Here is a 24,104-nt window from a genome sequence, read left to right as displayed (position 1 = left end):
CCTAACCCCGCTCCCGGGTGCGGTGGAAGGCCACCGTCGGATAGCGCTCGGTCACATAGCCCAGCTCCCAGGCCGACTTGGCCAGGAACACCGGCTGCTCGTCGATGTCGGTGGCCATGGCGGTCTTGTGCTTGGTATTGAAGTCCTCGATCTCGGCCTTGGTCCCGGTGATCCAGCGGGCCTCGGCGAAGGGGCTGGCCTCGAACTGGACCTCCAGCTGGTATTCGTTGGCCAGGCGGTCGGCCATGACCTCGAACTGGAGCTGGCCGACCGCGCCGACGATGAAGTCCGCGCCGAACTGGGGCCGGAAGAGCTGGGTCACCCCCTCCTCCGCCAGGCCTTCCAGGGCCTTCTTCAGGTGCTTGGCCTTCAGCGGGTCCTTCACCCGGACGCGCTGAAGGATTTCCGGAGCGAAGTTGGGCAGGCCGGCGAAGCGGATGGTCCCGGTCTCCGACAGGCTGTCGCCCACCCGCAGGACCCCGTGGTTGGGAATGCCGATGACGTCGCCGGCGAAGGCCTCCTCGGCCAGTTCGCGGTCCGACGCGAAGAACATGATCGGCGCGTTGACCGACAACTGGCGTCCGGTGTTCTGCACCTTGAGCTTCATGCCGCGGGCGAACTTGCCCGAGCACAGGCGCAGGAAGGCGATGCGGTCGCGGTGGTTGGGGTCCATGTTCGCCTGGACCTTGAAGACGAAGCCGGTGACCTCCGGATCGCCCGGCGCGATGTGGGTGGCGTCGCCGCCCTTGGAAGCGGCCACCGCCTTGGGCGGCGGGGCGTAGGCGCCGAGGCCCGCCAGCAGCTGGTCGATGCCGAAGTGGCGAAGGGCCGAACCGAAGAACACCGGCGTCATGTGACCCTCGAGGAAGGCCTGCGGGTCGAAGGGCTTGGAGGCCTCCCCCACCAGCATGGCGGTCTCCTCCAGTTCGGCGCGCTCCTCGGGGTCTAGATAGCTCGACACCGCATTGCCCGCGAAGCCGATGGCGGCGGGGTGGCCCTCGTCCTTGTTGTCGGCGGTCTTCTTGGCGAAGGGCAGGAACTGCTGCTTGCGCAGGTCCAGCATCCCCTTGAACCGCCCGCCCGAACCGGCCGGCCAATAGAGCGGCGCGGGATCAAGCGCGAGCTTTGAGGCGATCTCGTCCAGCAGCTCGATGGGGTCCTGGGCCTCGCGGTCCATCTTGTTGATGAAGGTGACGATGGGGATGTCGCGCAGGCGGCAGACCTCGAATAGCTTCAGGGTCTGGGGCTCGATCCCCTTGGCGGCGTCCAGCACCATGACCGCGGCGTCAGCGGCCGTGAGCGTCCGGTAGGTGTCCTCCGAGAAGTCCTCGTGGCCCGGGGTGTCCAGCAGGTTGAACATCAGCCCATCGTGGTCGAAGGTCATGACGCTGGCCGAGACCGAGATGCCCCGCTCACGCTCGATCTTCATCCAGTCGGACCGTGTCCGGCGGTTCTCGCCGCGGGCCCGCACCGCGCCGGCCGCGCGGATGGCGCCGCCCGCCAGCAGCAGGTTCTCGGTCAGGGTCGTCTTGCCGGCGTCGGGGTGCGAGATGATCGCGAAGGTGCGCCGGCGCGCGGCCTCGGCGGCGGGAGAATTGCTCATGGGCGGGGACTAGCGCAGGCGGAGCCTCGACGCTAGCGGTCGGGCTAGGCGGCCAGGCGTTTCCAGACCTGACGATCGGTCCAGATCTTGTCCATCTCCCCGTCGTGCTGACGCTTGGCCAGGCGGGCCATGATCTCGAAGTCGACATTCAAGTACCGCATCGTCACCTCATCGGGATCGCAGCCGAAATGGGGCGCGACGAACAGAGCGGCGTTGATGGCCGGAGCCTTGGCCATGATCAGCAGGCCCAGGCGCTTGGCGCGTTCAGGACGGCGGTGATGCAGCAGGGGGCTCTCGGCATAGAGCTCCTGCCCCAGGCGGCTGACCGCGTTGAAGGGCAGCTCTCGGAACCGGCGGTTCGTGAGCTTGGGCGTCATCGTCATGCCGTCGAGGTTCAGAACCACGTCGTTCATCAGGAAAAGCATGGGCGACTACACGAAAGGCTGGGCTTGGGGGAGCACAGCGCCAAGGTCGCATGGCTGACTTTCAGGCCGGTGCACAAGGGCGGTGAATTGACCGCTAACCCTGTCGGGTCAGGCGTCTTCCACCGGCTCGGTGAGGAAGTGTCGGCCCTGCTTGTCCTCGATATCCACCACCCAGAGATCGGGATCGATGCGCAGGGCCCGCTGGATGTAGCGATCCAGGTCGGCCTCGTTGTCGAACAGGGACGGCCGCATCCAGATGCGCTCGCCGTCGCCGCGGGTGGCCTCGGAATAGAGCCGCGTCGTCTTGTCGTCGAGGTTCAGCACCTTGACCAGCACGCTGCCCGCCCGGGCGTCACCCTTGCGGGCCACGATGCCGAAGCCGCCGGCCAGCTCGGCGCGGCGGATCAGGGCGGCCACCCAGATGTCCGTGGACAGCATCATGTCGCAGCAGGGTCTCTCGTAACGGACCGGAAAGGGCGCCCGGTCTAGGTTTGGATCAAGGTCCCGAACATACGGGACAATGAGAGAGCATGACGAGCACAACGCACAACAAAGTGCGGCGCCCGGCGTGTTGGTGGATGGGGACTGGTCTGGCCGTGGCGCTTGCCGCCGCGCCGGGGCTGGCGTGCGCGAGCAGCGTCGATCTCTTCTACGAACGCACGGTGATGACCGCGGCCGACGCGCGATGTGGCCTGTTCACAGGTCCCGTCGGCTCGGCCCTGGCCGCCGCCCAGGCCCAGGCCCGAGGCGCGGCCCTGCGCGCCGGCGCCGACCGTGCGACCCTGAACGCCGTGGCGCGCCGCGCCGCCCAGAAGGCTGGCGCCGTGGCCTGCGACTCCAGCGATATCGACGCCGCCGCCAGCCGGGTGCGGACGGCCTTCGAGGGCTATGCCAAGCTCATCAAGATGGACTATCCCGGCGACGTCTCGGCGTGGCGCGCCGACCGCAGCTCATCGTCCACCGGCGCGCGTTGGCGCTTGATTCAGGACGGCAGCTTCGAGGGCGGCCGCATGGCCTTTGGCCTGGCCGGCCGCGCCGGCGCCAACCGGCTGATGGCGGTGGCCACCTTCACCGACGGGGCCGAGCCCTATGCCGCGCGGCTGGTGCTGCGCAATGTGGACCTGACGCTGGGTCCCTATCTGGACGCCCGGGGCGAGAGCCTGGATCGACTGCCCCTCACCCGGCGTCTGCCGCCGGTGAGCGCCCAGACCGCCTATTCCGCCGAGGCGCGCAGCCGGGCGGGCCTGGACCTCCTGCCCAAGGATGTGAAGAGCGGCTGGGCGTTCCGCTTCCCGGCGGAGGCGGCCCGCACGCTCTCGGCGCTGGATCCGCGCGAGGCGGTGATGGTGGAGTTCCTGTTCGCGGGCGACGCCACCCGCCGAGCCTATGTCGAGGTCGGCGACTTCGCCGCGGGCCGGGCCTTCCTGCAGACGGCTAGCCGCTAGGCGCGGTCTCCTCCGCCGCCGCGGCCGGTTCGACAGGCGTCAAGTCCATCACCGGCAGGCGCACGGTGACCGTGGCCCCTTCGCCCAGTTGGCTCTCGATCGCCATCTCGCCACCGTGCAGTTCGGCGAAGGCGCGCACCAGAGACAGCCCCAGACCCGTGCCGGCCGCCCGCTGATCGGCGCCGCCGGCCTGCTCGAAGGGTTTGCCCAGCCGCTGCAGGTCGGCGGCGCTGATGCCGACGCCGCTGTCGGCGACGATCAGTTCCAGAACCGGACCCTCGGCATGAGCCGTCACCGTCACCGTGCCGCCCTTGGGGGTGAACTTCAGCGCGTTGGAGATCAAGTTCAGGGCGATCTGCTTCATGGCCCGGCGGTCGGCGGTGACCTCCAGAGGCTCCTTGGGCATCAGGCCTCGCAGGCTGACCCCCGCCCGGTCGGCCTGGCCGCGCATCAGGCGCATGACGGCTGAGATGGCGTCGCGGGCGTCGAACTCCTCGCGATAGAGCTCGAACCGCTCGGCCTCGATCTTCGACATGTCCAGGACGTCGTTGATCAGCTCCAGCAGATGCTCGCCAGACTCGTGGATCAGGGCGGAGTACTCGCCGTACTTCTCCGGCATGGGGCCGAACAGCGACTGCCGCATGATGTCGGAGAAGCCCATGATGGCGTTCAGTGGCGTGCGCAGTTCGTGGCTCATATTAGCCAGGAAACGGGACTTGCCGGCGTTGGCGGTCTCGGCGTCGATGCGCGCCTGATCGAGCGCCGCCTCGCGGGCCCGCTGAACGCCGGCGTCGCGAATCGAACCGGTCAGCCGCTGGGGGCTCACCCGGCGCAGGGAGAGCTCGTGCCAGAGGGCCGGCGCCCCGGCCGGGGCGAATCCGACTTCGGAACGGCCCTCGACGATGGCCTCGTGCAGAGCCGCCTCCAGCCGGGGACGGTCGGCGGGGGTGGCCAGCTGCGACAGGCGCCGACCGGCCAGGACCTGGCCTTTCAGGCCGCGCGGGGCGTTGCCCCAGGCGGTGACCAGCTTGCCGCCGGGCTGCGCCACGATGAGCAGGTGCGGCTGGTCGCCGAGGGCCTCGCGCAGGCGAGCCTCCATCAGCGCGCGGCGGCGGGTGTCCAGGATCACCCGGCGCTGCAGGACGATGAGCGCCAGGCCCAGGCCCACGGAGGTGGTGATGATCGCCACCGCCCCCAGGCCCGAAGCCAGGTCGTAGGGCGGCGGCGGCGGCAGGCTGAGAGTCACGCCCGCCAGCAGGGAAACGCAGATCGCCGCCAGACTGATGGCCGCGCCCATGGCCAGGCGGTCGATGCGGCCCATGGCGGCGGCGGCGGCGAGAGGCGCCAGGTGCCAGACGGCCATGGGGCCGGCGATGCCGCCGGTAAGCAGGGCGGCGAGCACACCGCCCGCGCCCCAGTTGAACAGGATCAGGCTGTGGGCCGCCACGTGACGCGACCGGGCCAGCAGCAGGCCCGCCAGGGCCGGGGCGGCGCCCAGGGCCAGCGCGCTCATGGCCGAGGTGGTCTGCCGGATCGGGGCGAACAGCAGGACGCCCACGCCAAGACCCAGCACCGCGAGCCAGGTCGCGTGCCACCATATGAGCTCCCGCGGCGGCTGGCCGCCGGGGGTCCCCATGGGTCGGGTGGACACGTTCTCGACCACGTCTAGCCTCAGGACCTCCGACCGTCGGCGCGCACACGGCGCCAGCCCGGAACCTTACCTTCGCAGGTGAGTCCCTGCGAGGCTCCTCGCGTCCTGGGGGATGAAGTCCAAGCCCATGATCTTTCAGGAAGAAACGAAATCGTAAGCGCCCGCGCGCCACATTGAGCATCAACATTCAGAGGCGCGTACGTCCTTCATGGCCCAGCCGGCGGCCCTTCCCGACAATGACGATATCTCCCCGACGGCCGTAGCGCCCCGGTCGAGCGCCCGCGCGCGCCGTCTGGCCGCCCTCGACGAGCAGCAGCGCTCGTTCCTGCGGATGGTCAGCCACGAGCTGCGGACCCCGCTGAACTCCATCCTCGGCTTTTCCGAGATCATCTCCCAGGAACTCTACGGCCCGCTCGGCGCCCCGCAGTACAAGGAGTATGCTGGTATCATCCGCGCCAGCGGCCAGCGGTTGCTGAACCTGGTGAACCAGATCCTGGAGATCGCGCGGCTGGAGGGCCGGGCCATGGACCTGGACCTGCGGGTCGAGGCCCTGGACCACGCCATGGACGACGCCCTGGACGGCCTGCGCGACGAGATCACGCATCGTCGCACGGTGGTGGTGGTCCGCGACGAAGGCGCCCTGCCCTCGGTGAAGGCCGACCCGCGCGGCCTGCGCACCGTGCTCACCAACCTGACACACAACGCTGTGGTCTTCTCGCCGGAAGGTTCGCGCATCGAGATCACCGCCGTCCGCGACGGTGAGGAGATCGATATCCACATCCTCGACCAGGGCCCCGGCATCGATCCCGCCGACATCGCCCGCCTGCTGCGGCCCTTCGAACAGGGCGACAGCGCGCTCACCCGCCGCAGCGAGGGGGCGGGCCTGGGCCTGCCGATCGTCAATCTGCTGTGCCAGGCCATGGGCGGGCGGCTGAAGCTGCTGCCCGGTCCGCAGGGCGGCCTGCTGGCCAATGTCCGCCTGCCCGCGGGCTGAGCGGACGGTTGCGCCCGGCCCCTCGGCCCCTTAAGTCGCCGACAGCATGCGCACCATTGAAGACGACCTTGCCGAACTGGTCTCGGAGTTCGACCTCCTGGAGGACTGGGAGGAACGCTATCGCTACGTGATCGACCTGGGGAAAGACCTCGCGCCCTTGACCGACGCCGAACGCAGCGAGGCCAACAAGGTGCGCGGCTGCGCCAGCCAGGTCTGGCTGGTGACCGAACCCCACGCCGACGGCAGCGTCACGTTCCGGGGGGATTCCGACGCCCACATCGTGAGCGGCCTGATCGCCGTCGTGCTGCGGCTCTATTCGGGCAAGGCCGCCGCGGCGATCCGCGACTTCGACGCCAAGTCTGCCTTCGACCAGCTAGGCCTGAGCGGGCACCTTTCGGCGCAGAGGTCCAATGGGCTGGCCTCCATGGTGGCGCGCATACGCAGGGACGCCGAGGCGTTGGCCGCCTAAGCCGCGCGGATGCCGCTGCTGGATCCGGTCTGCCCCTGAATGCCGACCACGGCGTCGTAGCCCAGGATCATGTCGACATCCACGCCATTGGTGGCCAGCGGCAGGCGCAGCCACAGGATCGACATGTGCGAGGCCCCACGCCAGGAGAGGCTGTGAACCCCCACGGCCGGGCGGCGCTCCTCGACGATCTTGCCCAGCTCGACGCGCCAATAGTCGGCGGCGGCGCTGTTGTAGACATCGTCCAGGCCGCGACCGGTGATCTCACGGCCATAGACGCTGTAGAGGCCCGTGCCGGCGAGGCGCAGGCGGAAGTCCAGGGGGTCGCGACGCACGTCGATCAGACTGACCGTCGGCAAGAGGCGCTTGAAGTCCTCGGGCTTGATGTCGCCCCGCCCAGGCAGCCTGGGCCCGGTCCGGAGTCCAGCCCAATAGGCATAGAGCTCCTCATGGGCGCGGGCGGCCGCTGCTGATGATCCGATCTGTGCCGCCATATTCAGATTCCTTAACAACCCCTTGGAATCACGACGAATCACTTATCGCCTGAGCCGCGAATCTGCGGCAAGGCGAAATCGTGACCAGGGCGAATAAAACCGAATTTGCCGCAGCGCGAGAGGGCTGTGCTCAGACAGCAAAACGCCCGCCTGGTGGGCGGGCGTTCCGTCTTTCAACGCGAAAGAATCGAGAAGGTCTTACTTGCGCTTGCGCGGGGCCTGACGGCCGCCCTGGCCCAGGCCCATCTGCTTGGCGAGATCCGAGCGCGCCTTGGCGTAGTTCGGCGCAACCATCGGATAATCCTTCGGCAGGCTCCACTTGGCCCGGTATTCCTCGGGGCTCATATTGTACTTGGTACGCAGATGCCGCTTGAGAGACTTGAACTTGCGGCCGTCTTCCAGGCAAACCAGATGGTCCGGGGTGATCGAGCGACGCACGGGGACCGCGGGTTCCTTGGGCGCAGCTTCCTGAACGTCGGAACCCTGCGAAATACCCGACAGCGCGCGGTGGATGCTCTGGATTAGCGCGGGCAGATCAGAGGCCGCGACTGAATTGTTGCCAACGTAGGCGGAGACAATATCCGCCGTCATCTCAATGACTTCCGACTTCTCGTCCATAATTCTCGATTCCGTATTGGGGAACTACCCCAGTTGGGGGGATGACTGATTCACGACATCAGTTATGGCGTCATTATAGGCGACTGAACGCAAGCACAAGTGGCGCAAAGCCGCATCATCTTGACCGAACGCGTTCGGCGCAAAGACGAATAGACGAATTTCGCCCAATGGTGGCGCCGCACCGCAGTAGCGAGAACGCGATAGTCTGGATCACGACAGTCCGGCAAGCGAGCGATGATCAGCAGCACGTCGCGGCAACTTCAAAGGAGGCTTTTGCTCGCGTCGAGCCTAACGGCCGAATTCCTTAGACAGCGCCAACATGGCTGCGCGCTGCGGCACAGAGTATTCATCGACGCCGTCTTCATCGCCATCGCGAATGGCCTTCAACAACGCAGGCGTTAGCGCCGACGACAATGACCAGTTCCAGTAGCGTAGAACGGTTTGCGCGCGATCGACCGCGATCATGTCATAGGTGGTGAGCACCCGTTCGAGGTTCGGATTCAGGCTTCCATCCGCCTCTGTTTCAGGTCGCCGCAAGCCCCGCCACAGAGCCCGAACCGCCAGCTTTGGCAGCCCCGTGGCCTTGCACAGGATCGCCAAAGGCTCGCCCCCGGGATCGGTGAAGATCTTCGCGCCGGTCATCGGCTTCAGGCCCGAGAGGTAGGAGATTTCCTCCGCCGTTTCGCGGGTCAGCCCACTTTGCGCTGCAGCAACGGCCGCCTCGAGACTGTCGAAAGGTGACTTGTCGATCGCGGCCCGGTTGCGCTGGCGGCGTTCGATGAATTGCAGCGCCTTCCGCGCGAGCGGGTCCTGCCAGTTCTCGGCCGCCGCCATGGGAAAGATATCGCCGGTTGCGTCCTGCAGCACTTCGCGGGAGACGGCGAACCGCTGGAGGATGGTGCGCCTGGCCTCGGCATCGGCCCACCAGAACAGCACAAAGGCGTGAGCCGGCCGCAGTTCCGGTCGGCGCAGCAGGGTCGGCGCGGTGCGCGCGTCCCCACGGGTGGAGGCGACAATGGCCTCGACACAGGGGTTGGAGAGCTTGGCCAGGTCGTTCTTCAGCAGGCATTCGATGACCAGCGCCTCGCCGAACTCGATCAGCACCTCGCAAACCACTTCGCTGACCCCCCGCCGCATGGCGATCAGGCGGCGATGCTCCAGGCCCGCCGAACGGGCGCAGTCCAGCAGGTCGGAGTCCGTCAGCGACGCGCAGTTGGTCAGCAAGGCCTCGGCGATCTCGACATGATCGCGCAGCAACAGGCGCACCAGGCTGGCGGGGATCTCCGAGAGGTTGGCCAGCCGGCGGGCCACCTTCAGGCGGTCCTCCGGCTCGGCCTCGCGCAGCATGTCCACCAGCAGGTCGGCGGTCATCGAGCGTTCGAAGGCGTTCACCCGCGATGACGGCAGGCAGACGACATCGGCCATGCGCTTGAGCAAGGCCGCGCGCGCCCGGAAGGCGATGGGCTGTCCGGGTTCGTTGGGCGTCGCGGCAGTATTCATGACGGGCTGATCACACCATAGCCGCCTTAACCGGACGTTTTCACCTCACTTGAACGTGGGGGCGCTCCAGGTCTCCCAGATGTCCGGCACATCGCTGGAAACCTTGTCGGTGAAGACCGGCGGGCGCTTCTCCAGGAACGACATGACGCCTTCGCGGGCGTCGGCCATGGCGCCGCGGGTCTGGATGCCCCGGCTGTCGGCGCGGTGGGCCTCCATGGGGTGGTTGGCGCCGGCCATGCGCCACAACAGCTGGCGGGTGATGGCGATGGAGACCGGCGCGGTATTGTCGGCGATCTCGCGGGCGAGCGCTCGAGCCGCCGGCAGCAGGTCTTCCGGCGCGTGCAGCGAACGGACCAGACCCTTGTCCAACGCCTCCTGGGCCGAGAAGATGCGGCCGGTATAGCACCACTCCAGCGCCGTCTGGACCCCCACCACCTTGGGCAGGAACCAGGACGAGGCCGCCTCGGGATTGAGGCCGCGCCGGGCGAAGACCAGGCCGAACCGCGCCTCCGTCGAGGCCAGGCGGATATCCATGGGCAGCTGCATGGTGACACCGACCCCGACCGCCGGGCCGTTCACGGCGGCGATCACCGGCTTGAGGCTCTCATAGATGCGCAGGGTCAGCAGGCCGCCGCCGTCGCGCTGCACCCCCTCGCGGGTGCGGGCGGCCTTGTCCTCGCCGCCGCGCGCGTCGTAGTCGAAGGTCTGGGCGCCGCCCGACAGATCGGCCCCGGCGCAGAAGCCGCGCCCAGCCCCGGTGACGATCACCACCTTGACCGCGTCATCGGCGTCGGTGACGTCGAAGGCGGCGATCATGTCCTTCATCATCTGGGTGTTGAAGGCGTTCAGCTTGTCGGGCCGGTTCAGCGTGATCGTCGCGATCCCGTCCTCAACCTCGTAGGCGAGCGTCTCGAAAGTCGGCTTGGCCATAGTGTCTTCCTCCCTGATTTTCTTCAGTTCGCACCGCTTGACGGACGGTCCGTCAAGCACCGCATCGTCGGATCAAGAACGATAGTTTGGGAGGAGGTCCGGAGCGTCGCAAAGGCGTCCAGGCCCCAGTTTTCAGGACCCGTCATGCATCCGGCCACACACGCCAAGACCCACCCCGACCGCGCCGCCTACATCATGGCGGGAACCGGGGAGACGGTGACCTACAAACAGTTGGACGACCGCTCCAACCAGGGGGCCCAGCTCTTCCGCTCGCTGGGCCTGGTGACCGGCGACGTCATCGCCATCCTGATGGACAACAGCCCGCGGTTCTTCGAGATCGCCTGGGCCGCCCAGCGCTGCGGCCTCTACTATGCCTGCATCTCGTCCAAGCTGACCTCGGGCGAGGTCGAGTACATCATGACCGACTGCGCGGCGAAGCTGCTGGTGACCTCGGCCGGGGTCGGCCCGGTCATCGACGAATTGCCCGCCCTGCTGCCCAGCGTGAAGCTCTACATGGTCGGAGAGGCGCGGGCGCCCTACGAGAGCTTCGAGGCGGCGCGGGACAAGCTGCCGGCGACCCCAGTGGCCGACGAGGCGGCCGGCCGCGACATGCTCTACTCCTCCGGCACCACGGGCCGGCCCAAGGGCATCAAGCCGCCCCTGACCGGCGGCCCCATTGACGAGCCCGGCGGCGTCGCCAACCTGGCGGCCGGCCTGTTCGGCTTCAAGTCCGACAGCGTCTACATCTCACCGGCGCCGCTCTATCACGCCGCGCCCCTGCGCTGGTGCATGGCCGTCCATCAGCTGGGCGGCACGGTCATCGTGATGGAGAAGTTCGATCCCGAGGTGATGCTGAGCCTGATCGAAAAGTACAAGGTCGATGTCGGCCAGTTCGTCCCCACCCACTTCGTCCGCATGCTGAAACTGCCGGAAGAGGTGCGCGCCCGGTACGACGTGTCGTCGATGCGCTCGGCGGTCCATGCCGCGGCCCCCTGCCCCGTCCCGGTGAAGGAGCAGATGCTGGCCTGGTGGGGTCCGGTCATCCACGAGTACTACGCGGGCTCCGAGGGCAACGGCTTCTGCTATGTCGGGCCGCACGACTGGCTGACCCACAAGGGCACCGTCGGCCGGGCGATCCTGGGCGAGGCCAAGATCGTCGGCGAGGAGGGCGAAGAACTGCCGCCCCGCAGCGAAGGCACGGTCTATTTCGCCGGCGGCGCGCCGCTGACCTATCACAACGCGCCGGACAAGATCGCCGAGAACACCAACAAGCAGGGCTGGACGACGCTGGGCGACGTGGGCTGGCTGGACGAGGAGGGCTTCCTCTACCTCACCGATCGCAAGAGCTTCATGATCATCTCCGGCGGGGTGAACATCTATCCGCAGGAGCTCGAGAACCTGCTGATCACCCACCCCAAGGTGGCCGACGCCGCCGTGGTGGGCGCCCCGCACGAGGAGATGGGCGAGCAGGTTGCCGCCGTGATCCAGCCGATGAACTGGGACGAGGCTGGCGACGCCCTGAAGGACGAGCTGATGGCCTTCTGCCGGGCCAATCTCAGCCACGTGAAGTCGCCGCGCATCCTCGACTTCATGCAGGAACTGCCGCGCCACCCCACCGGCAAGCTCTACAAGCGCCTGATCCGCGACGCCTACTGGGGCAAGGAAGGCTCGAAGATCGTCTAGACGGCGGATCGATCGGCGGCCCAAGCGGTTACGGCTGGATCAGCCACCCCAAGGGACCGCCATGATCGCCTCCATCCTCATCGGGCTCGCCGCCGGCAGCCGGTCCATGACGCCCCTGGCGGCGGTGAGCGACGCCGCCCACCGCGGCGCCCTGCCCGCCGGCAGCGGCGCGCCGGCCTGGCTGGGCCATCCGATGGTCGCGGCGGGCTCCAAACTGATGGCGGCCGGTGAACTCTGGGGCGACAAGATGAAGTCAGCCCCCGACCGCATCGTGCCGGCCGGCATCCTGGCCCGCCTCGTCACCGGTGGCCTGGCGGGCGCGGCCCTGGCGCCTCGCAGGCAGGCGGTGTTGGGCGGCCTGCTGGGCGCGAGCGCCGCCGTGGCCGCGGCCTACCTCACCTTCGACCTGCGCAAGCGCGCCATCCGCCGCTTCGGCCAGACCCCCACGGGGGTGATCGAGGACGCGCTGACGGTGGGGGCGACGGAGGCGGTGCTGTTGGGGTTCAGGCGGTAGAACTCAGGCTCCCGCCGAACGCTCGAAATCAGCACGTCTTGCCAACGCCCACAAACCTCCTAGTCTTGCGCCCAGCATGAGCCATCTGCCCGCCCTCGCCCTGAACGTAGCGATCCCCGACCGGGGATCGACAGGCGTGCGCGACTAGGCTCACCGCCCGCCCGATCCCCGCAACAGCGGATGGATCGGCGAAGACCCTCTCCATCCGCGCCAAGATGGAGCTTCCCATGACTCAACCCGACTGGTGGTACGACGACCTGAAGCAGGTCGGCCTGGACTTCGCCGACGAGGCGCAGGTGGCCACCTATGACGACCGCCAGGGCGCCACGGTGGCCGAGGCCAGGCGCTTGCTGATGCGGCTCGGGGTGGGGCCCTCCACAGCCATGGCCGATATCGGCTGCGGCACCGGCCTTCTGGCCTGCGAGGCGGCCGGTATGGCGCGCAGCGTGCGGGCCATCGACATCTCGGGCGCCATGCTGGACGCCGCCCGCGCCCGGGCGGGGTCGCTGCGCAATATCGCCTTCGAGCAGGCAGGATTCCTGACCTTCGCCGCTAGCGGCGACCTAGACCTGATCGTCGCCAAGAACGCCCTGCACCACCTGCCGGACATGTGGAAGGCCGTGGCGCTCACGCGCATGCGCGACGCCCTGAAGCCCGGCAAGCGGCTCTATATCCGCGACGTGGCGTTCAACTGCGGTCCCGACGCCATCCCGCGCACGGTGGAGAGCTGGATCGGCCACATGACGCGCGAGAGCGGCTACAGCCGCGCCGAGGTGGCCACCCATGTGCGCGAGGAGCACTCCACCTTCGCCTGGATCCTGGAGCGGCTGATCACCGAGGCCGGCTTCCGGCTGATCAGCCGCGAACACGACGGGGTCTATGCCGAGTTCGTCGCCGAGGCGGTGGCCTGAGGCGCCTCTTAGCTGCTAGACGTCGAACACCTGTTTCAAAGACGAGGAATTGAACGATGAACCCCGTGGAATTCAAGGATCTGCCCGGCCTGGTGGGCCAGGAAACCGGCGTGTCGGACTGGCTGGAGATCACGCAGGAGCGCGTGAACCAGTTCGCCGAGGCCACCGGTGACCATCAGTGGATCCACGTGGACGTCGAGCGCGCCAACCGCGAGATGGGCGGCCCGATCGCCCACGGCTACCTGACCCTGTCGCTGCTGCCCTTCCTGGGCGGCGGTCTGATGCCGGTGAAGGGCGTCACGCGCGGGATCAACTACGGCTCCGACAAGGTGCGCTTCGTGAACATGGTCCGGGTCGGCAAGCGCGTGCGCCTGCGCCAGAAGCTGATCGGCGTCGACGCCAAGGCCGGCGGCGTCCAGATCCGTATGGAATGCACCATCGAGATCGAAGGCGAGGAAAAGCCCGCCTGCATCGCCGAGACCCTGTCCCTGCTGTACGGGGCGTAAGACTGTGAGACCTCCCTGCCTCACGGCGGGGAGGTTCTCGACCTACCAGTCGGGCGAGACGGCCTCTTCGGCCGAGGCCGCCTTGGCGCCGGTGACGACTTCGTTGGAAGCCGTGGTCACCGGGGCGTAGGGGTTCTCCACCAGACCGATGGTCTCGCGGATGTACTTGGCCTGGGTGACGATCCCGATCTCCAGGCGCTCATTGTTCAGCTCGACCTGCTGGGTCAGCAGACCGGCGATGAACTGCGCCGGCAGGGCCTCGGTCGCGCCCGAGCGGCGGCGCGAGTTGTCGGCCATGAACACCGGGCCGCCGGAATTGCCTGGGAAGACGCTGAAATCGAGCAGGAAGGTCGGGAAGACCTTGGCCGGAGCGATCGGATAGGAGGCCACGCGGCCGGCCCTCAGGATCGGGAAACCGGCGCGGTTGGCGGCCAGACCGCGCGGGAAGCCGAGGGCCATCATCTCATCGCCCGCGCCCACCTGCAGGGCGGCGAAGGTCTGGTCATCGGCGAGCCAGCTCAGCGGGATGGCGGCCTTGGCGAATTGTTCCGGCGCCGTGATCGAGATGGCGGCCACATCCCGCGACGGGTGCTGGGTCCAGAGCTGACGGCCCGCGGCATCGCGGATCTTCAGGGCCTGGGGCGAATAGGTCCAGGAGCCGTCCGCATTCTCGATTCTGTAGCCAACCCGCGCCTCGGCGCCGGGCATCTTGGCGAGCACGTGGTTGGCGGTGACGAGAACGGTGTGGGGCTGGCCGTCAGGGCTCACCGACTGGATCAGGAAGCCGGTGCCAACCGTGCGGGTGCCGTCCCCAAGGGGCTGCTCCACCTGCACCGTCGCGTGGATCAACTCCACGGATAGGTCATAGACCATCGACGTCCCCGAAAAAGTTTCCGCAACTCGCGGAACCAATTAACGGGATACTTCCTTAAGAACGTCGTTAACGCAAAGTCCGATCTGCGCTCTAGCCGCTGCGCTATGTTGCCGCGTGGTCGAAGGGTTACGCCTTGAGGGCGCCGTGAGCCTGGGCCATCTAGTGGGAATGACCCGCCCCACACCGCCTGCCGCCCGGCGCGAGCCGAAATCCATCACCCAGCTCGGCCGCACCCGCGTCGACGACTATGCCTGGATGAAGGACGACAACTGGAAAGAGGTGCTGCGCGATCCCAAGGTCCTGCGCGCCGACATCCGCGAGCATCTGGATGCCGAGAACGCCTACACGAAGAGCCTGCTGGACGATCCCACAAAGGCCCTGCAGGCGGCGCTGTTCGCCGAGATGAAGGGGCGGATCAAGGAGGACGATTCGTCGGTCCCCGCCTCCGACGGGGCCTGGGACTACTACGTCCGCTACGAGATCGGCGCCGAGCACCCGGTCCATGGCCGCCGCCCCAGCGGCCGGACCGACGGCGAGGTCGTGCTGCTGGACGAGGAGGCGCTGTCCAAGGGCAAGGCCTTCTTCCAGGTCGGCGCGGCCCACCACAGCCCCGACCACCGCCTCTACGCCTGGGCCGCCGACGAGCAGGGGTCGGAGTACTACACGATCCGCCTGAAGGACCTGACCACCGGCGAGACCCTGCCAGTCGAGATCGGGAGCGCCTATGGCGACTTCACCTTCTCCCCCGACAGCCAGTGGCTGTTCTGGATCTGGCGCGACGAGAACGCCCGGCCCTCCAAGGTCTTCCGCCGCCCGGCGCGCGGCGGCGAGGACACCCTGGTCTATGAGGAGGCCGACGACGGCATGTTCCTGGGTGTCGGGACCACCGCCGACGACAGCCACATCGTGGTTCATGTCGGCAACCAGGAGACTACCGAGATCTGGCTGATCCCCGCCGCCGACCCGACCCGCCCGCCCTTCGTGGCCGAGCCGCGCCGGGTGGGGGTGAAGTACGAGCTGGACCACTGGACCGACCGGTGGGTGATCCGCACCAACGACGACGGGGCGGTGGACTTCAAGCTGGCGACCTCGACCGCCGAGATCCCCGCCAAGTCGACCTGGAGCGACTTCGTGGCCCACCAGCCCGGCCACTATGTCACCGGCTTTGCGGCCTATGCCGGCCACCTGGTGCGGCTGGAGCGGGTGAACGCCAACGACCGCATCGTGGTCATGGCGCGGGCCGGCGGCGAGCACGAGATCGTCTTCGACGAGGAGGCCTGCGCCCTCTCGCTCTCCGGCGGCTACGAGTACGACACCACCACGACTCGCTTCATCTACCAGTCCCCCACCACGCCCCGGCAGTGGTTCGACTACGACATGACCAGCCGCGAGCGGACCCTGCGCAAGACCCAGGAAATCCCCTCCGGCCACGATCCGGCCCGGTACGTCGCGCGCCGGCTGATGGCCAAGGCCGCCGATGGGGCGGAGGTTCCGGTCACCGTCCTGATGCTGAAGGACACCCCGCTGGACGGCTCGGCGCCCCTGCTGCTCTACGGCTACGGCGCCTATGGCCACGCCATGGAGCCCAGCTTCTCGATCCGCAACCTGAGCTTGGTGGACCGGGGCTGGATCTGGGCCACGGCCCATGTGCGCGGCGGTTCGGACAAGGGCTGGGGCTGGTTCCTGGATGGGCGCAAGGAGAAGAAGCCCAACAGCTTCACCGACTTCATCGCCTGCGCCGAGAATCTGTCGGCCAACGGCTACGGCAAGGCCGGGCGGATGGTGGCCTATGGCGGCTCGGCGGGCGGCATGCTGATGGGCGCGATCGCCAACCTGCGGCCCGACCTGTGGGCCGGGGTGATCGCGGCAGTCCCCTTCGTCGACGTGCTCAACACCATGAGCGACACCACCCTGCCGCTCACCCCGCCGGAGTGGCCCGAGTGGGGCAACCCGCTGGAGGACGAGGCCGCCTACGACACCATCGCCGCCTACAGCCCCTACGATCAGGTCGCCGCCCTCCCCTATCCGCCGGTGCTGGCGACGGGCGGGCTGTCGGACCCTCGCGTCACCTATTGGGAACCCGAAAAGTGGGTGGCCAAGCTGCGGCAGTTCTCGACATCCGACGCCCCGATCCTGCTCAAGATCAACATGGACGCCGGCCACGGCGGGGCCTCGGGCCGTTTCGACTTCCTCAAGGAGATCGCGCTGGACTACGCCTTCGCCATCTGGGCGGTGGAGAGGGGTTGGGAATGATCGTCAGGCCTTCTGAGGCAAGCGACGCAGACGCCCTGGCGGCCATCTACGGCCATGACGTCCTGCACGGCTTCGGCACCTTCGAAGAGGTTCCGCCGAGCCCGCGGGAGATGGCCGAACGCCGTCTGGCCATCGTCGAACGCGGCCTGCCGCATGTGGTCGCCGAAGAAGACGGCGAGGTGCTGGGCTTTGCCTATGCGGGCCTGTTCCGGCCGCGGGCGGCTTACCGGTTCACGGTGGAGGACAGCGTCTATGTGGCCCCCGACGCCCATGGGCGTGGCGTGGGCAAGGCCTTGCTCAGCGAAGTGCTCAAGGCCTGCGAGGCGCTCGGCCTGCGGCAGGTGATGGCGGTGATCGGCGACAGCGGCAACTCCGGGTCCATCGGCCTGCATACATCCCTGGGCTTCCGCCACGCCGGGGTCTGCCAGAGCGTCGGCTTCAAGCACGGGCGCTGGGTGGACACCGTCTGGATGCAGAAGGCCCTGAACGGCGGAGACGCGAGCGCCCCCGCCTCCGAAGGACTGACCCTGACCGGGCACTAGAGCTTGGCCAGCCTCAGGCGCAGGGCGTTGGAGATGACGCTCACCGACGACAGCGACATGGCGGCCGCGGCGATGGCCGGGGTCAGGACCAGCCCGAACGCCGGATACAGAACCCCCGCCGCGATGGGCACGCCCAGGACGTTGTAGACGAAGGCCAGGACCAGGTTCTGGCGGATATTGCCCATCACCGCCTGCGACAGCCGCTGGGCCCGCAGGAGGGCGCGAAGTTCCCCCTGCAGCAGGGTGATCCCGGCGCTCTCGATGGCGACGTCGGAGCCGGCGCCCATGGCGATCCCGACCTCCGCTGCGGCGAGCGCCGGGGCGGTGACCCGGTTGTCGCCGGTGAGCATGACCACCCGCACGCCGGCCGCGCGAAGCTCGGCCACCACCTCAGCGGCGTCGCCCCGAGGCCCTGGAGCCGCACCACGACGAGACGCGCTACTCCGCCAGCGGCGCCTATGTCAGGCGCCTCGACGCCGGCGGCCTGGTGGCCGTGACCCTGGCCGCCTCCCAGAAGAACCGCCAGCCCGGCCCCATCCTCTGGGGCTACCTGGCCGAGGCCGCCTGGATGCCCAACGACGCCTGGACGCTCTTCGGCCGCGCGACTGGACGATCCGGCCCGGCGTGAAGCTGGGGCTGGGCGGCCTGGTCTCGGGGTTCGACATCCCGGGCGCCCTGGGGGCGAGCTATGGGAAGCCGTCGGCGGGGATGGTGTTTGTGCGGTTGAAGGTGGGGTGAAGTCTGGGCCTCAGGGCCGCGGCGACGCATTTCAGGACGGAATGACTGTCCGTCTGGAAATCGCAGGCGCGGGCGGACCGTCGACCGCGGGAAGGTGTTGCCTATCCAAGCCGCCCGCTGTCACAATCCTGGCTGCTTGAGGGTCAGGAAGACTGCCGAGAGGAACATGCTCAGCGCGGCGCGGCGGTACATGGGGCGCGTTCTGGAAGACATGCGCCGCGAGTCCGGCGAGTGGCGGCTGCGCTGCGTCGCCTGTGGGGCTGACCGGTCGTTGGGTTCGTTGGGTGGCGTGCGTTGGAAGGCGTTTGGCGTGGCGAACACAGCAGGGTTCTGCCGGCGATGTGGCGATGTCCGGCGGATGAAAATCTATCACCCCGTGAAGGCGCCGTTGCCCCCGACGCCGATGGGTTAGCGGCCGCCGCCAGGACATCGACGACGGCGGCGAAGCCGGCTCACCCCAGGGTCAGCCACCCCGGCGGCAGGCTGGCCAGCGTGACCCCCACTAGCACCATCTGATTTCCGCCGCCCATGTCGACCACGGCGTCGGCGCCCGCCTGCATCAGCTGGAAGGGCGTGCCGGGGTCGAGCAGGATGCGGTCGCCTTCGGAGATGTGGAAGTCCAACACCCGGTCGAGGCCGCCGAAGGCGGCGCCGTGGAAGATGTCGGCGCCGGCGCCGCCGGTGACCGTGTCGGCGCCGCGGTCGCCGGAGAGGTAGTCGTTGCCCGCCCCGCCCGAGACCACGTCGTCGCCCTGGCCGCCGCGCACGATGTCGGCGCCGTCGCCGCCGCTGAGGGTGTCGTCGCCGAGGTTGCCGTCCACCACGTCGCCGCCGGCGTCGCCGTACAGCAGGTCATTGTCCTTGCCCCCCACCACCCAGTCGCCGCCGTTCCCGCCGTGGGCGGTGTCGCGGCCAATATTGCCGTTGATGTCGTCGAAGCCGTCGGCCCCCAGGATGGAATCGTCGCCAGCGTCGCCGCGCAGGTAGTTGCCGTCCCCAGCCCGGGCGTCGAGGGTGTCGTTCCCGTCGCCGCCGAAGAAGCTCGAGCGGGTTCCGCCGCCCCGCATCACGTCGTTCCCGCCCCAGGCGCGGGCCAGGTAGACCTCGTCGGCGTTGGGGGTCGAGGTGGGGGCCGCGCCCACAACCTCCTCGATGAGGTCGTCGCCGGCCAGCAGGGTCGCCGAGCCCAGGCTGTTGTCACCGAGCGTATAGGACAGCCCCAGGATCGCGGCGTCGGCGTGGGCGCCCGTGATTTCGATCCGGCCGTAAGACGCCGCCAGGCTGAAGTTGGTCACCACCCCGCCAGTAAGCAGCACCCCATTGGGTCCGCCGAAGGTGAAGCCCGAGCCGCCGAGCGCCATGAAATAGCGGCCGGCGTTCCAGTGGAAGATCTCGTTGGCAGCGTTGAGCAGGACCACCGTAGAGCCCACGAGCTCGTCGCCCCGGTAGGCGTCTGCGTCATAGCCATCGAACAACAGCACGTGCGCCATCGCGCAGCCCTCCCCCGTGCAGTCCAAGCGGTTTTGACGATGACGTCGAAACGCGCGGGAGGCTAGACCCTTGCGATTGTTTTTCCGCCGCACACGCTGGGCGTTTGCGGCGGCGCCGATGGCCGAGGCGCCCGCACCCCGTTTGAGTTCCGGGGCGACGGGGCTAGGCTGGGGTCGAGCGCCATCTGGAGACCGCGACATGGCTGAGCTGCAGCGTCTGCCCGCCGAGGCGCCCATCGCGGCGGTCATGGCGGTCCTGGACCGGGACGGGGCCCTGATCCTGGAGGGGGTGATCAGCCCGCAGGCGGCGCGCGCCCTGGCCGAGGAGCTGAGGCCCTATGTCGAGGCGACCCAGCCGGGACAGGACGCCTTCACCGGGTTCAAGACCACGCGGACCGGGGCCCTGGTCGCCCGCTCGCCGGGGTGCCGCACCGCCATCCTCGATCCCCGCATCCGGGCGATCTGCGACAAGGTGCTGCTGCCCAACTGCACCCGCTACCAGCTGCACCTGGGCCAGCTGATCCGCATCATGCCCGGCCAGCCGGCGCAGCCGATCCACCGCGACCGCTGGGCCTGGGGCCAGTACCTGAAGGAGATCGAGCCGCAGCTGAACACCATCTGGGCCCTGACCGACTTCACCGAGGCGAACGGAGCGACCCAGGTGGTTCCGGGCTCCATCGACTGGCCCGACAGCCGCAAGGCCACGCCGGAGGAGATCGGCCGGGCGACCATGAGGGCCGGCTCGGTGCTGGTCTATACCGGTACGGTGTTCCACGGCGGCGGGGCCAATACCGGCGAGACCGACCGCTGGGGCCTGAACATCACCTATGCCCTGGGCTGGCTGCGGCAGGAGGAGAACCAGTACCTCTCCTGCCCGCCGGAGATCGCGCGCACCCTGGAGCCCGAGTTGCAGCAGCTGATCGGCTACGCCCTGGGCTCCTACGCCCTGGGCTACTACACCCCGCCCCTGCCGCCGGGCGAAGGCCCGGAGGTCGTGCCGCCCGAATACGCCCTGACAGGCGACGCGGCCGGATCGCAGCTGGGCTCGGCCGAGCTGCTGGGGGCGATCAACGCCCAGGTGCGCGGCGGCTGAGGGCGCCGGGTTCAGACGGAGGGGAAGTCGTCGATCACGGCTTCGAGGGGCGGGACGCTCAGCTCGCTCTCCGGCGCGTCGCCGGCGGTTTCCAGGTGGCGGGCGGCGGCTTCGCTGATCAGGCGGCTGCGCTCGTTCAGGTCGCTGGCCGACGCCGCGGCGTTGAGCAGCTGATCCATCCCCTGGTCGTCGCGTTCCGGTGCCGGCATGCGCAGCCCCTCCCTGGGGTCAGGTCGCAAGGATGCGCCAGAAGACAAAACGTTCCGTTAACCAAGCGCGCCCTGCGGCGACGGTTGCGCCACGCAGGATTGCGTGCCCGCCGAATTGCCAATGGCAGAGCTTCATGGCGCGCATCGAACTCCCCAGCATCGGCGCCCCGACACGATCCACGGCGGCCGCTCCGCCCGGGACGGCTATCAGCGGGGCTAGCGGCGGGTGGTCGTTGATGGTGGAAGCCAAGCGGATGAACCTGTTCCTGCTGCTCACCGACTTCTTCGAGAAACTCGACGGCAAGGACGTGATCGAGTTCGGCTCCTATCGCGGCGGCAACGCGCTGTTCATGGCCCATGTCCTGAAGGCGGTCGCCCCCAAGGCGCGCGTCTATGCCTGCGGCACCTATGCCGGCATGCCGGTGACCGACGCGGCGTGGGACCTGCACGGGGCCGGCGACTTTTCCGAGGCCTCCTTCGAGGCGCTGTCGAAACGGCGCGACAAGCTGAAGCTGAAAAACCTGGAGGTGGTGAAGGGGCTGTTCGCCGACACCTTCCCCGGCATCGCCAGGAAGAAGCCCAGCTTCGGCCTGGCCCACATCGACTGCGACATCTATTCCGGCGTGAAATACGCCCAGGGCGCCTCGGTGCCGCTGATGACCCAGGGCGGCTATGTCGTCTATGACGACGCCGACGCGCCCTCCTGCATCAGCGCCACCGAGGCGGTGGAGGAGCTGGTGATGGCGCGCCGCCTGCACTCCGAGCAGGTCTGGCCCCACTGGGTGTTCCGCGCCGGGCTGTAGGGCGCGCCTGTGAGTGCTATGAGGCCGCGACCCTACCGGTCGACTGCGTCCTGGCCGACCGGGTCGACTAGAGCCGGATGGCTTCTCTCGCAGCCTGAATCCGGCTCTAAATCTTTGAAATTAGAGCACGATTCAGCGGTCAGGCGATTCCGCCTGATCGCATCGTGGTCCAGGGCAGCGTCCCGGCCACCGCCGGCGGCAGCTGCGCCGAGACGCCAATGGTGAAGAGCGCCAGGCCCATCTCGTCAGTCACCGTTATCTGCCCGTTGCGGGTCAGCCAGACCTCGTCCGCCCGCATCCGCAACATCTCGCAACTGACCCGCACCGCTTCGCGCCGCGCGGTCGGTTCCACCGCCCGGGCTCAGGTCAGACGCTGCAGCCTTGAGCGCAGGGCGGCCACCGGATTGCGCGCCGGCTGATGCCGGTCGGCCTGGACGAGCTCGGGGCGGCCGGCGTCGGGGGCGGCGATCTGGAAGCGCCCCACCAGCTGCCCCAGGTCGGCGGCCTCGGACTTGAGGTTGGCGGCCGCTGCGGTGGTCTGCTCCACCATGGCGGCGTTCTGCTGGGTGACCTGGTCCATCTGGTTGACGGCGGCGTTGACCTGGTTGAGGCCCGCCGCCTGCTCCTGGGAGGACTCGGCGATCTCGGTGATCAGCAGGTCGATCTCGGCGAACTTGACCACGATGCCGCTCAGGGCCTCGCCGGTGTCGCCCACCACCTTGACGCCCCGGTCGACCTGCAGCCGGCTGGCGGCGATCAGCTCCTTGATCTCCTTGGCGGCGCCGGCCGAGCGCTGGGCGAGCGCCCGGACCTCCTGGGCGACGACGGCGAAGCCGCGGCCCGCCTCCCCGGCCCGGGCGGCCTCGACCCCGGCGTTGAGGGCCAGCAGGTTGGTCTGGAAGGCGATCTCGTCGATGACACCGACGATGTTGCTGATCTGGCCGGAACTCTGCGCGATCTCGCCCATGGCCAGGACGGCGTCGCCCATCACCACGCCCGAGCGCTCGGCCTGGCCCTTGGCCTCGGAGGCGGCCTGGGCCGCCTGCCGGGCGCCCTCGGCGCTGCGCTTGATGGTGACGGTCACCTCGTCCAGGGCCGCGGCGGTCTCCTCCAGGCTGGCCGCCTGCTGCTCGGTGCGGCGCGAGAGGTCGTCGGAGGCCGCCGAGATCTCGTCGGAGCCGCCGTGGATGCCCCGGGCCGAGCCGGCGATGGCGCCGATGGCCTCGCGCAGACTGTCCACCGCGGCGTTGAAGTCGGTGCGGATCTGCAGGTACTGGCCCTGGAAATCGGCCTCGATGCGGGTGGTGAGGTCGCCCTGGGCCAGGCGGCCGAGGCTGGCGGCCAAGGCCTCCACCACGGCGCGCTGCTCGTCCTCGGCGGCCCGACGCTCGGCCTCGGCGCGCCCGCGCTCGGTGTCGGCGTCGGCGCGCATGCGGTGGGCCTCGGCCTCCAGGGCCTGGGCCCCCAGGCCCTTGTCCTTGAACACCTGGACGGCGCGCGCCATGGCGCCGATCTCGTCGCCCCGCTGGGCGAAGTCGACCTCCACGGCGTAGTCGTCATGGGCCAGGGCGCCCATCACCCCGGTCAGGCTGCGCAGCGGCCGGATGGCCACCAGGGCCCAGGCGGTGATGGCCGCGCCGATCGCCAGGGCGCCGGCGCACAGCAGCAGGGTGAGGACCTGGAAGCCCTGGGCGATGGCCCGGGCCTGGCTGGCGACGGCCTTGTTCTTGGCCTCCTCCAGGTCGATGAACTGGTTGATCTCCTTCAGCCACTGGATGAAGGCCGGCCGGGCCTCGCCCATCAGCAGGGCGTGGGCGGCGACGTTGTCGCCGGACTGGCGCAGGCCGACCACCTGGGTGATCAGCGGCAGGGTCCGGGCCTCGGTGGCCTTGATGGCCGCCAGGATCTCCACCTCGTCGGGGGTGACCTGCTCGCCCGCGGTCAGGATCGCGTCAAGGGGCGCGGCGGAGGCGGCGTAACTGACCCCCAGGCGGTCGATATCGGCCAGCACCGTGGCCAGCTCACCCGGATCGGAGACCAGGACGACGTCCCGCAGGCGGATCGCCCGGTCGTGGACGCTGCCGCGGAAGTTGATCGCGTAGCGTTGCTTGACACTATTGACGTCGTTGATGGTGGCCAAATGGCCGTTGATCGTGTTGACCCGGTTGATACTGACAGCTGCCATGGCCATCATTAAGAACAAGAGGATCACGTATCCCGATGTCAGGCGCGTCCCGATCTTGAAATTGCTGAACACGCCCAAATACTCCGTACTCACGCCAAGACTGGCGAGCCGGATTTCCTAATGCGTGTTGATTAATATTGACCCCTACCCGATCAAATTCTTTCGGGAAGGATCCGC

The 24,104-nt window shown here is 68.6% G+C and carries 25 protein-coding genes and 1 pseudogene; 12 read left to right on the top strand and 14 right to left on the bottom strand.

Features of this window, described 5'->3' with window-relative positions:
• Nucleotide 1 precedes the first annotated feature (1 nt).
• From Q7J39_RS13615 to Q7J39_RS13605, 3 genes are all read right to left on the bottom strand, one after another.
• Nucleotides 2-1,603, bottom strand: a complete 1,602-nt coding sequence (locus Q7J39_RS13615; RefSeq protein WP_304825885.1) for a peptide chain release factor 3 — start codon at nucleotides 1,601-1,603, stop codon at nucleotides 2-4.
• Between the two features lie 44 nt (nucleotides 1,604-1,647).
• On the bottom strand, nucleotides 1,648-2,028 hold the full coding sequence (locus Q7J39_RS13610; protein ID WP_304825882.1) for a hypothetical protein: 381 nt from the start codon (nucleotides 2,026-2,028) through the stop codon (nucleotides 1,648-1,650).
• Between the two features lie 108 nt (nucleotides 2,029-2,136).
• Nucleotides 2,137-2,469, bottom strand: a complete 333-nt coding sequence (locus tag Q7J39_RS13605; RefSeq protein WP_304825880.1) for a DUF1491 family protein — start codon at nucleotides 2,467-2,469, stop codon at nucleotides 2,137-2,139.
• Nucleotides 2,470-2,624: 155 nt separating this feature from the next.
• Between Q7J39_RS13605 and Q7J39_RS13600 the strand changes: the two genes are divergently transcribed.
• Nucleotides 2,625-3,473 (top strand): hypothetical protein, encoded by an 849-nt coding sequence (locus Q7J39_RS13600; protein WP_304825877.1) that lies wholly within the window; start codon nucleotides 2,625-2,627, stop codon nucleotides 3,471-3,473.
• On the opposite strand, the gene Q7J39_RS13595 is transcribed toward Q7J39_RS13600, so the two are convergent.
• Nucleotides 3,463-5,136, bottom strand: a complete 1,674-nt coding sequence (locus Q7J39_RS13595) for a HAMP domain-containing sensor histidine kinase (protein ID WP_304825874.1) — start codon at nucleotides 5,134-5,136, stop codon at nucleotides 3,463-3,465. The genes Q7J39_RS13600 and Q7J39_RS13595 overlap by 11 nt on opposite strands.
• A gap of 196 nt (nucleotides 5,137-5,332) precedes the next feature.
• Here Q7J39_RS13595 and Q7J39_RS13590 point away from each other — a divergent pair, with 196 nt between their 5' ends.
• Nucleotides 5,333-6,118: a sensor histidine kinase KdpD gene (locus Q7J39_RS13590; RefSeq protein WP_304825871.1), complete on the top strand. Its 786-nt coding sequence runs from the start codon at nucleotides 5,333-5,335 to the stop codon at nucleotides 6,116-6,118.
• Nucleotides 6,119-6,164: 46 nt separating this feature from the next.
• Entirely contained in the window at nucleotides 6,165-6,587 is a 423-nt protein-coding gene (locus tag Q7J39_RS13585) for a SufE family protein (RefSeq protein ID WP_304825869.1), read from the top strand.
• Here the strand turns inward: Q7J39_RS13585 and Q7J39_RS13580 are convergent.
• From Q7J39_RS13580 to Q7J39_RS13565, 4 genes are all read right to left on the bottom strand, one after another.
• On the bottom strand, nucleotides 6,584-7,078 hold the full coding sequence (locus Q7J39_RS13580; RefSeq protein ID WP_304825866.1) for a PAS domain-containing protein: 495 nt from the start codon (nucleotides 7,076-7,078) through the stop codon (nucleotides 6,584-6,586). The genes Q7J39_RS13585 and Q7J39_RS13580 overlap by 4 nt on opposite strands.
• 198 nt (nucleotides 7,079-7,276) lie before the next feature.
• The gene (locus Q7J39_RS13575) at nucleotides 7,277-7,696 is read right to left on the bottom strand and encodes a MucR family transcriptional regulator (protein ID WP_293495336.1); all 420 of its coding nucleotides are present in this window, start codon (nucleotides 7,694-7,696) and stop codon (nucleotides 7,277-7,279) included.
• Between the two features lie 288 nt (nucleotides 7,697-7,984).
• Nucleotides 7,985-9,196 (bottom strand): DUF2336 domain-containing protein, encoded by a 1,212-nt coding sequence (locus Q7J39_RS13570; RefSeq protein ID WP_304825863.1) that lies wholly within the window; start codon nucleotides 9,194-9,196, stop codon nucleotides 7,985-7,987.
• Between the two features lie 45 nt (nucleotides 9,197-9,241).
• On the bottom strand, nucleotides 9,242-10,126 hold the full coding sequence (locus Q7J39_RS13565) for a crotonase/enoyl-CoA hydratase family protein (RefSeq protein ID WP_304825861.1): 885 nt from the start codon (nucleotides 10,124-10,126) through the stop codon (nucleotides 9,242-9,244).
• Nucleotides 10,127-10,270: 144 nt separating this feature from the next.
• Here Q7J39_RS13565 and Q7J39_RS13560 point away from each other — a divergent pair, with 144 nt between their 5' ends.
• The 4 genes from Q7J39_RS13560 to Q7J39_RS13545 all read left to right on the top strand — a co-directional run bounded on the left by Q7J39_RS13560 (nucleotide 10,271) and on the right by Q7J39_RS13545 (nucleotide 13,740).
• Complete coding sequence (locus tag Q7J39_RS13560; RefSeq protein ID WP_304825858.1) at nucleotides 10,271-11,809, top strand: acyl-CoA synthetase; 1,539 nt, start codon at nucleotides 10,271-10,273, stop codon at nucleotides 11,807-11,809.
• Between the two features lie 61 nt (nucleotides 11,810-11,870).
• On the top strand, nucleotides 11,871-12,323 hold the full coding sequence (locus Q7J39_RS13555; RefSeq protein WP_304825855.1) for a DUF4126 domain-containing protein: 453 nt from the start codon (nucleotides 11,871-11,873) through the stop codon (nucleotides 12,321-12,323).
• A gap of 227 nt (nucleotides 12,324-12,550) precedes the next feature.
• Nucleotides 12,551-13,234, top strand: coding sequence for a class I SAM-dependent methyltransferase (locus Q7J39_RS13550; protein WP_304825852.1), 684 nt, complete (start codon nucleotides 12,551-12,553; stop codon nucleotides 13,232-13,234).
• A 56-nt stretch (nucleotides 13,235-13,290) separates the two neighbouring features.
• Nucleotides 13,291-13,740: a MaoC family dehydratase gene (locus Q7J39_RS13545; protein WP_304779130.1), complete on the top strand. Its 450-nt coding sequence runs from the start codon at nucleotides 13,291-13,293 to the stop codon at nucleotides 13,738-13,740.
• Nucleotides 13,741-13,782: 42 nt separating this feature from the next.
• Here Q7J39_RS13545 and Q7J39_RS13540 read toward each other — a convergent pair whose 3' ends face one another.
• On the bottom strand, nucleotides 13,783-14,613 hold the full coding sequence (locus Q7J39_RS13540; RefSeq protein ID WP_304825849.1) for a serine protease: 831 nt from the start codon (nucleotides 14,611-14,613) through the stop codon (nucleotides 13,783-13,785).
• A gap of 169 nt (nucleotides 14,614-14,782) precedes the next feature.
• Between Q7J39_RS13540 and Q7J39_RS13535 the strand changes: the two genes are divergently transcribed.
• Together Q7J39_RS13535 and Q7J39_RS13530 are read left to right on the top strand one after the other, a co-directional pair.
• Nucleotides 14,783-16,867: a S9 family peptidase gene (locus Q7J39_RS13535; protein WP_304826600.1), complete on the top strand. Its 2,085-nt coding sequence runs from the start codon at nucleotides 14,783-14,785 to the stop codon at nucleotides 16,865-16,867.
• A complete protein-coding gene (locus Q7J39_RS13530; RefSeq protein ID WP_304825845.1) occupies nucleotides 16,864-17,409 on the top strand; it encodes a GNAT family N-acetyltransferase in 546 nt (181 codons plus the stop codon). The genes Q7J39_RS13535 and Q7J39_RS13530 overlap by 4 nt, the downstream gene beginning before the upstream one ends.
• On the opposite strand, the pseudogene Q7J39_RS13525 reads toward Q7J39_RS13530, so the two are convergent.
• Nucleotides 17,406-17,810, bottom strand: a pseudogene (locus Q7J39_RS13525) (haloacid dehalogenase); the annotation flags it as partial. The gene Q7J39_RS13530 and the pseudogene Q7J39_RS13525 overlap by 4 nt on opposite strands.
• Before the next feature lie 86 nt (nucleotides 17,811-17,896).
• Here Q7J39_RS13525 and Q7J39_RS13520 point away from each other — a divergent pair.
• Nucleotides 17,897-18,037 (top strand): hypothetical protein, encoded by a 141-nt coding sequence (locus tag Q7J39_RS13520; RefSeq protein WP_304825842.1) that lies wholly within the window; start codon nucleotides 17,897-17,899, stop codon nucleotides 18,035-18,037.
• Nucleotides 18,038-18,599: 562 nt separating this feature from the next.
• On the opposite strand, the gene Q7J39_RS13515 is transcribed toward Q7J39_RS13520, so the two are convergent.
• Entirely contained in the window at nucleotides 18,600-19,637 is a 1,038-nt protein-coding gene (locus Q7J39_RS13515; RefSeq protein WP_304825839.1) for a calcium-binding protein, read from the bottom strand.
• Nucleotides 19,638-19,836: 199 nt separating this feature from the next.
• On the opposite strand from Q7J39_RS13515, the gene Q7J39_RS13510 reads away from it, so the two are divergent.
• A complete protein-coding gene (locus Q7J39_RS13510) occupies nucleotides 19,837-20,730 on the top strand; it encodes a phytanoyl-CoA dioxygenase family protein (protein WP_304825836.1) in 894 nt (297 codons plus the stop codon).
• 11 nt (nucleotides 20,731-20,741) lie between these two features.
• On the opposite strand, the gene Q7J39_RS13505 is transcribed toward Q7J39_RS13510, so the two are convergent.
• Nucleotides 20,742-20,939: a hypothetical protein gene (locus tag Q7J39_RS13505; protein WP_304825833.1), complete on the bottom strand. Its 198-nt coding sequence runs from the start codon at nucleotides 20,937-20,939 to the stop codon at nucleotides 20,742-20,744.
• Nucleotides 20,940-21,073: 134 nt separating this feature from the next.
• Between Q7J39_RS13505 and Q7J39_RS13500 the strand changes: the two genes are divergently transcribed.
• Complete coding sequence (locus Q7J39_RS13500; RefSeq protein ID WP_304825830.1) at nucleotides 21,074-21,742, top strand: TylF/MycF/NovP-related O-methyltransferase; 669 nt, start codon at nucleotides 21,074-21,076, stop codon at nucleotides 21,740-21,742.
• A gap of 139 nt (nucleotides 21,743-21,881) precedes the next feature.
• On the opposite strand, the gene Q7J39_RS13495 is transcribed toward Q7J39_RS13500, so the two are convergent.
• Nucleotides 21,882-22,094, bottom strand: coding sequence for a hypothetical protein (locus tag Q7J39_RS13495; RefSeq protein ID WP_304825827.1), 213 nt, complete (start codon nucleotides 22,092-22,094; stop codon nucleotides 21,882-21,884).
• A gap of 9 nt (nucleotides 22,095-22,103) precedes the next feature.
• A complete protein-coding gene (locus Q7J39_RS13490; protein ID WP_304825824.1) occupies nucleotides 22,104-23,999 on the bottom strand; it encodes a methyl-accepting chemotaxis protein in 1,896 nt (631 codons plus the stop codon).
• Between the last annotated feature and the right edge of the window lie 105 nt (nucleotides 24,000-24,104).

This window comes from Phenylobacterium sp. (genome assembly GCF_030651185.1).
In the GTDB taxonomy this organism is placed as follows: Bacteria; Pseudomonadota; Alphaproteobacteria; order Caulobacterales; family Caulobacteraceae; genus Phenylobacterium.
The sequence above is the reverse complement of the archived record's forward strand: the minus strand, read 5'-3'. Positions and strand labels throughout refer to the sequence as shown.

Excerpts from the sequence above, each read along its gene's own strand:
- Q7J39_RS13615 (WP_304825885.1), bottom strand. The coding sequence starts at position 1,603 with ATGAGCAATTCTCCCGCCGCCGAGGCCGCGCGCCGGCGCACCTTCGCG.
- Q7J39_RS13610 (WP_304825882.1), bottom strand. The coding sequence starts at position 2,028 with ATGCTTTTCCTGATGAACGACGTGGTTCTGAACCTCGACGGCATGACG.
- Q7J39_RS13605 (WP_304825880.1), bottom strand. The coding sequence starts at position 2,469 with ATGATGCTGTCCACGGACATCTGGGTGGCCGCCCTGATCCGCCGCGCC.
- Q7J39_RS13590 (WP_304825871.1), top strand. The coding sequence starts at position 5,333 with ATGGCCCAGCCGGCGGCCCTTCCCGACAATGACGATATCTCCCCGACG.
- Q7J39_RS13585 (WP_304825869.1), top strand. The coding sequence starts at position 6,165 with ATGCGCACCATTGAAGACGACCTTGCCGAACTGGTCTCGGAGTTCGAC.
- Q7J39_RS13580 (WP_304825866.1), bottom strand. The coding sequence starts at position 7,078 with ATGGCGGCACAGATCGGATCATCAGCAGCGGCCGCCCGCGCCCATGAG.
- Q7J39_RS13575 (WP_293495336.1), bottom strand. The coding sequence starts at position 7,696 with ATGGACGAGAAGTCGGAAGTCATTGAGATGACGGCGGATATTGTCTCC.
- Q7J39_RS13570 (WP_304825863.1), bottom strand. The coding sequence starts at position 9,196 with ATGAATACTGCCGCGACGCCCAACGAACCCGGACAGCCCATCGCCTTC.
- Q7J39_RS13565 (WP_304825861.1), bottom strand. The coding sequence starts at position 10,126 with ATGGCCAAGCCGACTTTCGAGACGCTCGCCTACGAGGTTGAGGACGGG.
- Q7J39_RS13560 (WP_304825858.1), top strand. The coding sequence starts at position 10,271 with ATGCATCCGGCCACACACGCCAAGACCCACCCCGACCGCGCCGCCTAC.
- Q7J39_RS13555 (WP_304825855.1), top strand. The coding sequence starts at position 11,871 with ATGATCGCCTCCATCCTCATCGGGCTCGCCGCCGGCAGCCGGTCCATG.
- Q7J39_RS13550 (WP_304825852.1), top strand. The coding sequence starts at position 12,551 with ATGACTCAACCCGACTGGTGGTACGACGACCTGAAGCAGGTCGGCCTG.
- Q7J39_RS13545 (WP_304779130.1), top strand. The coding sequence starts at position 13,291 with ATGAACCCCGTGGAATTCAAGGATCTGCCCGGCCTGGTGGGCCAGGAA.
- Q7J39_RS13540 (WP_304825849.1), bottom strand. The coding sequence starts at position 14,613 with ATGGTCTATGACCTATCCGTGGAGTTGATCCACGCGACGGTGCAGGTG.
- Q7J39_RS13535 (WP_304826600.1), top strand. The coding sequence starts at position 14,783 with ATGACCCGCCCCACACCGCCTGCCGCCCGGCGCGAGCCGAAATCCATC.
- Q7J39_RS13530 (WP_304825845.1), top strand. The coding sequence starts at position 16,864 with ATGATCGTCAGGCCTTCTGAGGCAAGCGACGCAGACGCCCTGGCGGCC.
- Q7J39_RS13515 (WP_304825839.1), bottom strand. The coding sequence starts at position 19,637 with ATGGCGCACGTGCTGTTGTTCGATGGCTATGACGCAGACGCCTACCGG.
- Q7J39_RS13510 (WP_304825836.1), top strand. The coding sequence starts at position 19,837 with ATGGCTGAGCTGCAGCGTCTGCCCGCCGAGGCGCCCATCGCGGCGGTC.
- Q7J39_RS13505 (WP_304825833.1), bottom strand. The coding sequence starts at position 20,939 with ATGCCGGCACCGGAACGCGACGACCAGGGGATGGATCAGCTGCTCAAC.
- Q7J39_RS13500 (WP_304825830.1), top strand. The coding sequence starts at position 21,074 with ATGGCGCGCATCGAACTCCCCAGCATCGGCGCCCCGACACGATCCACG.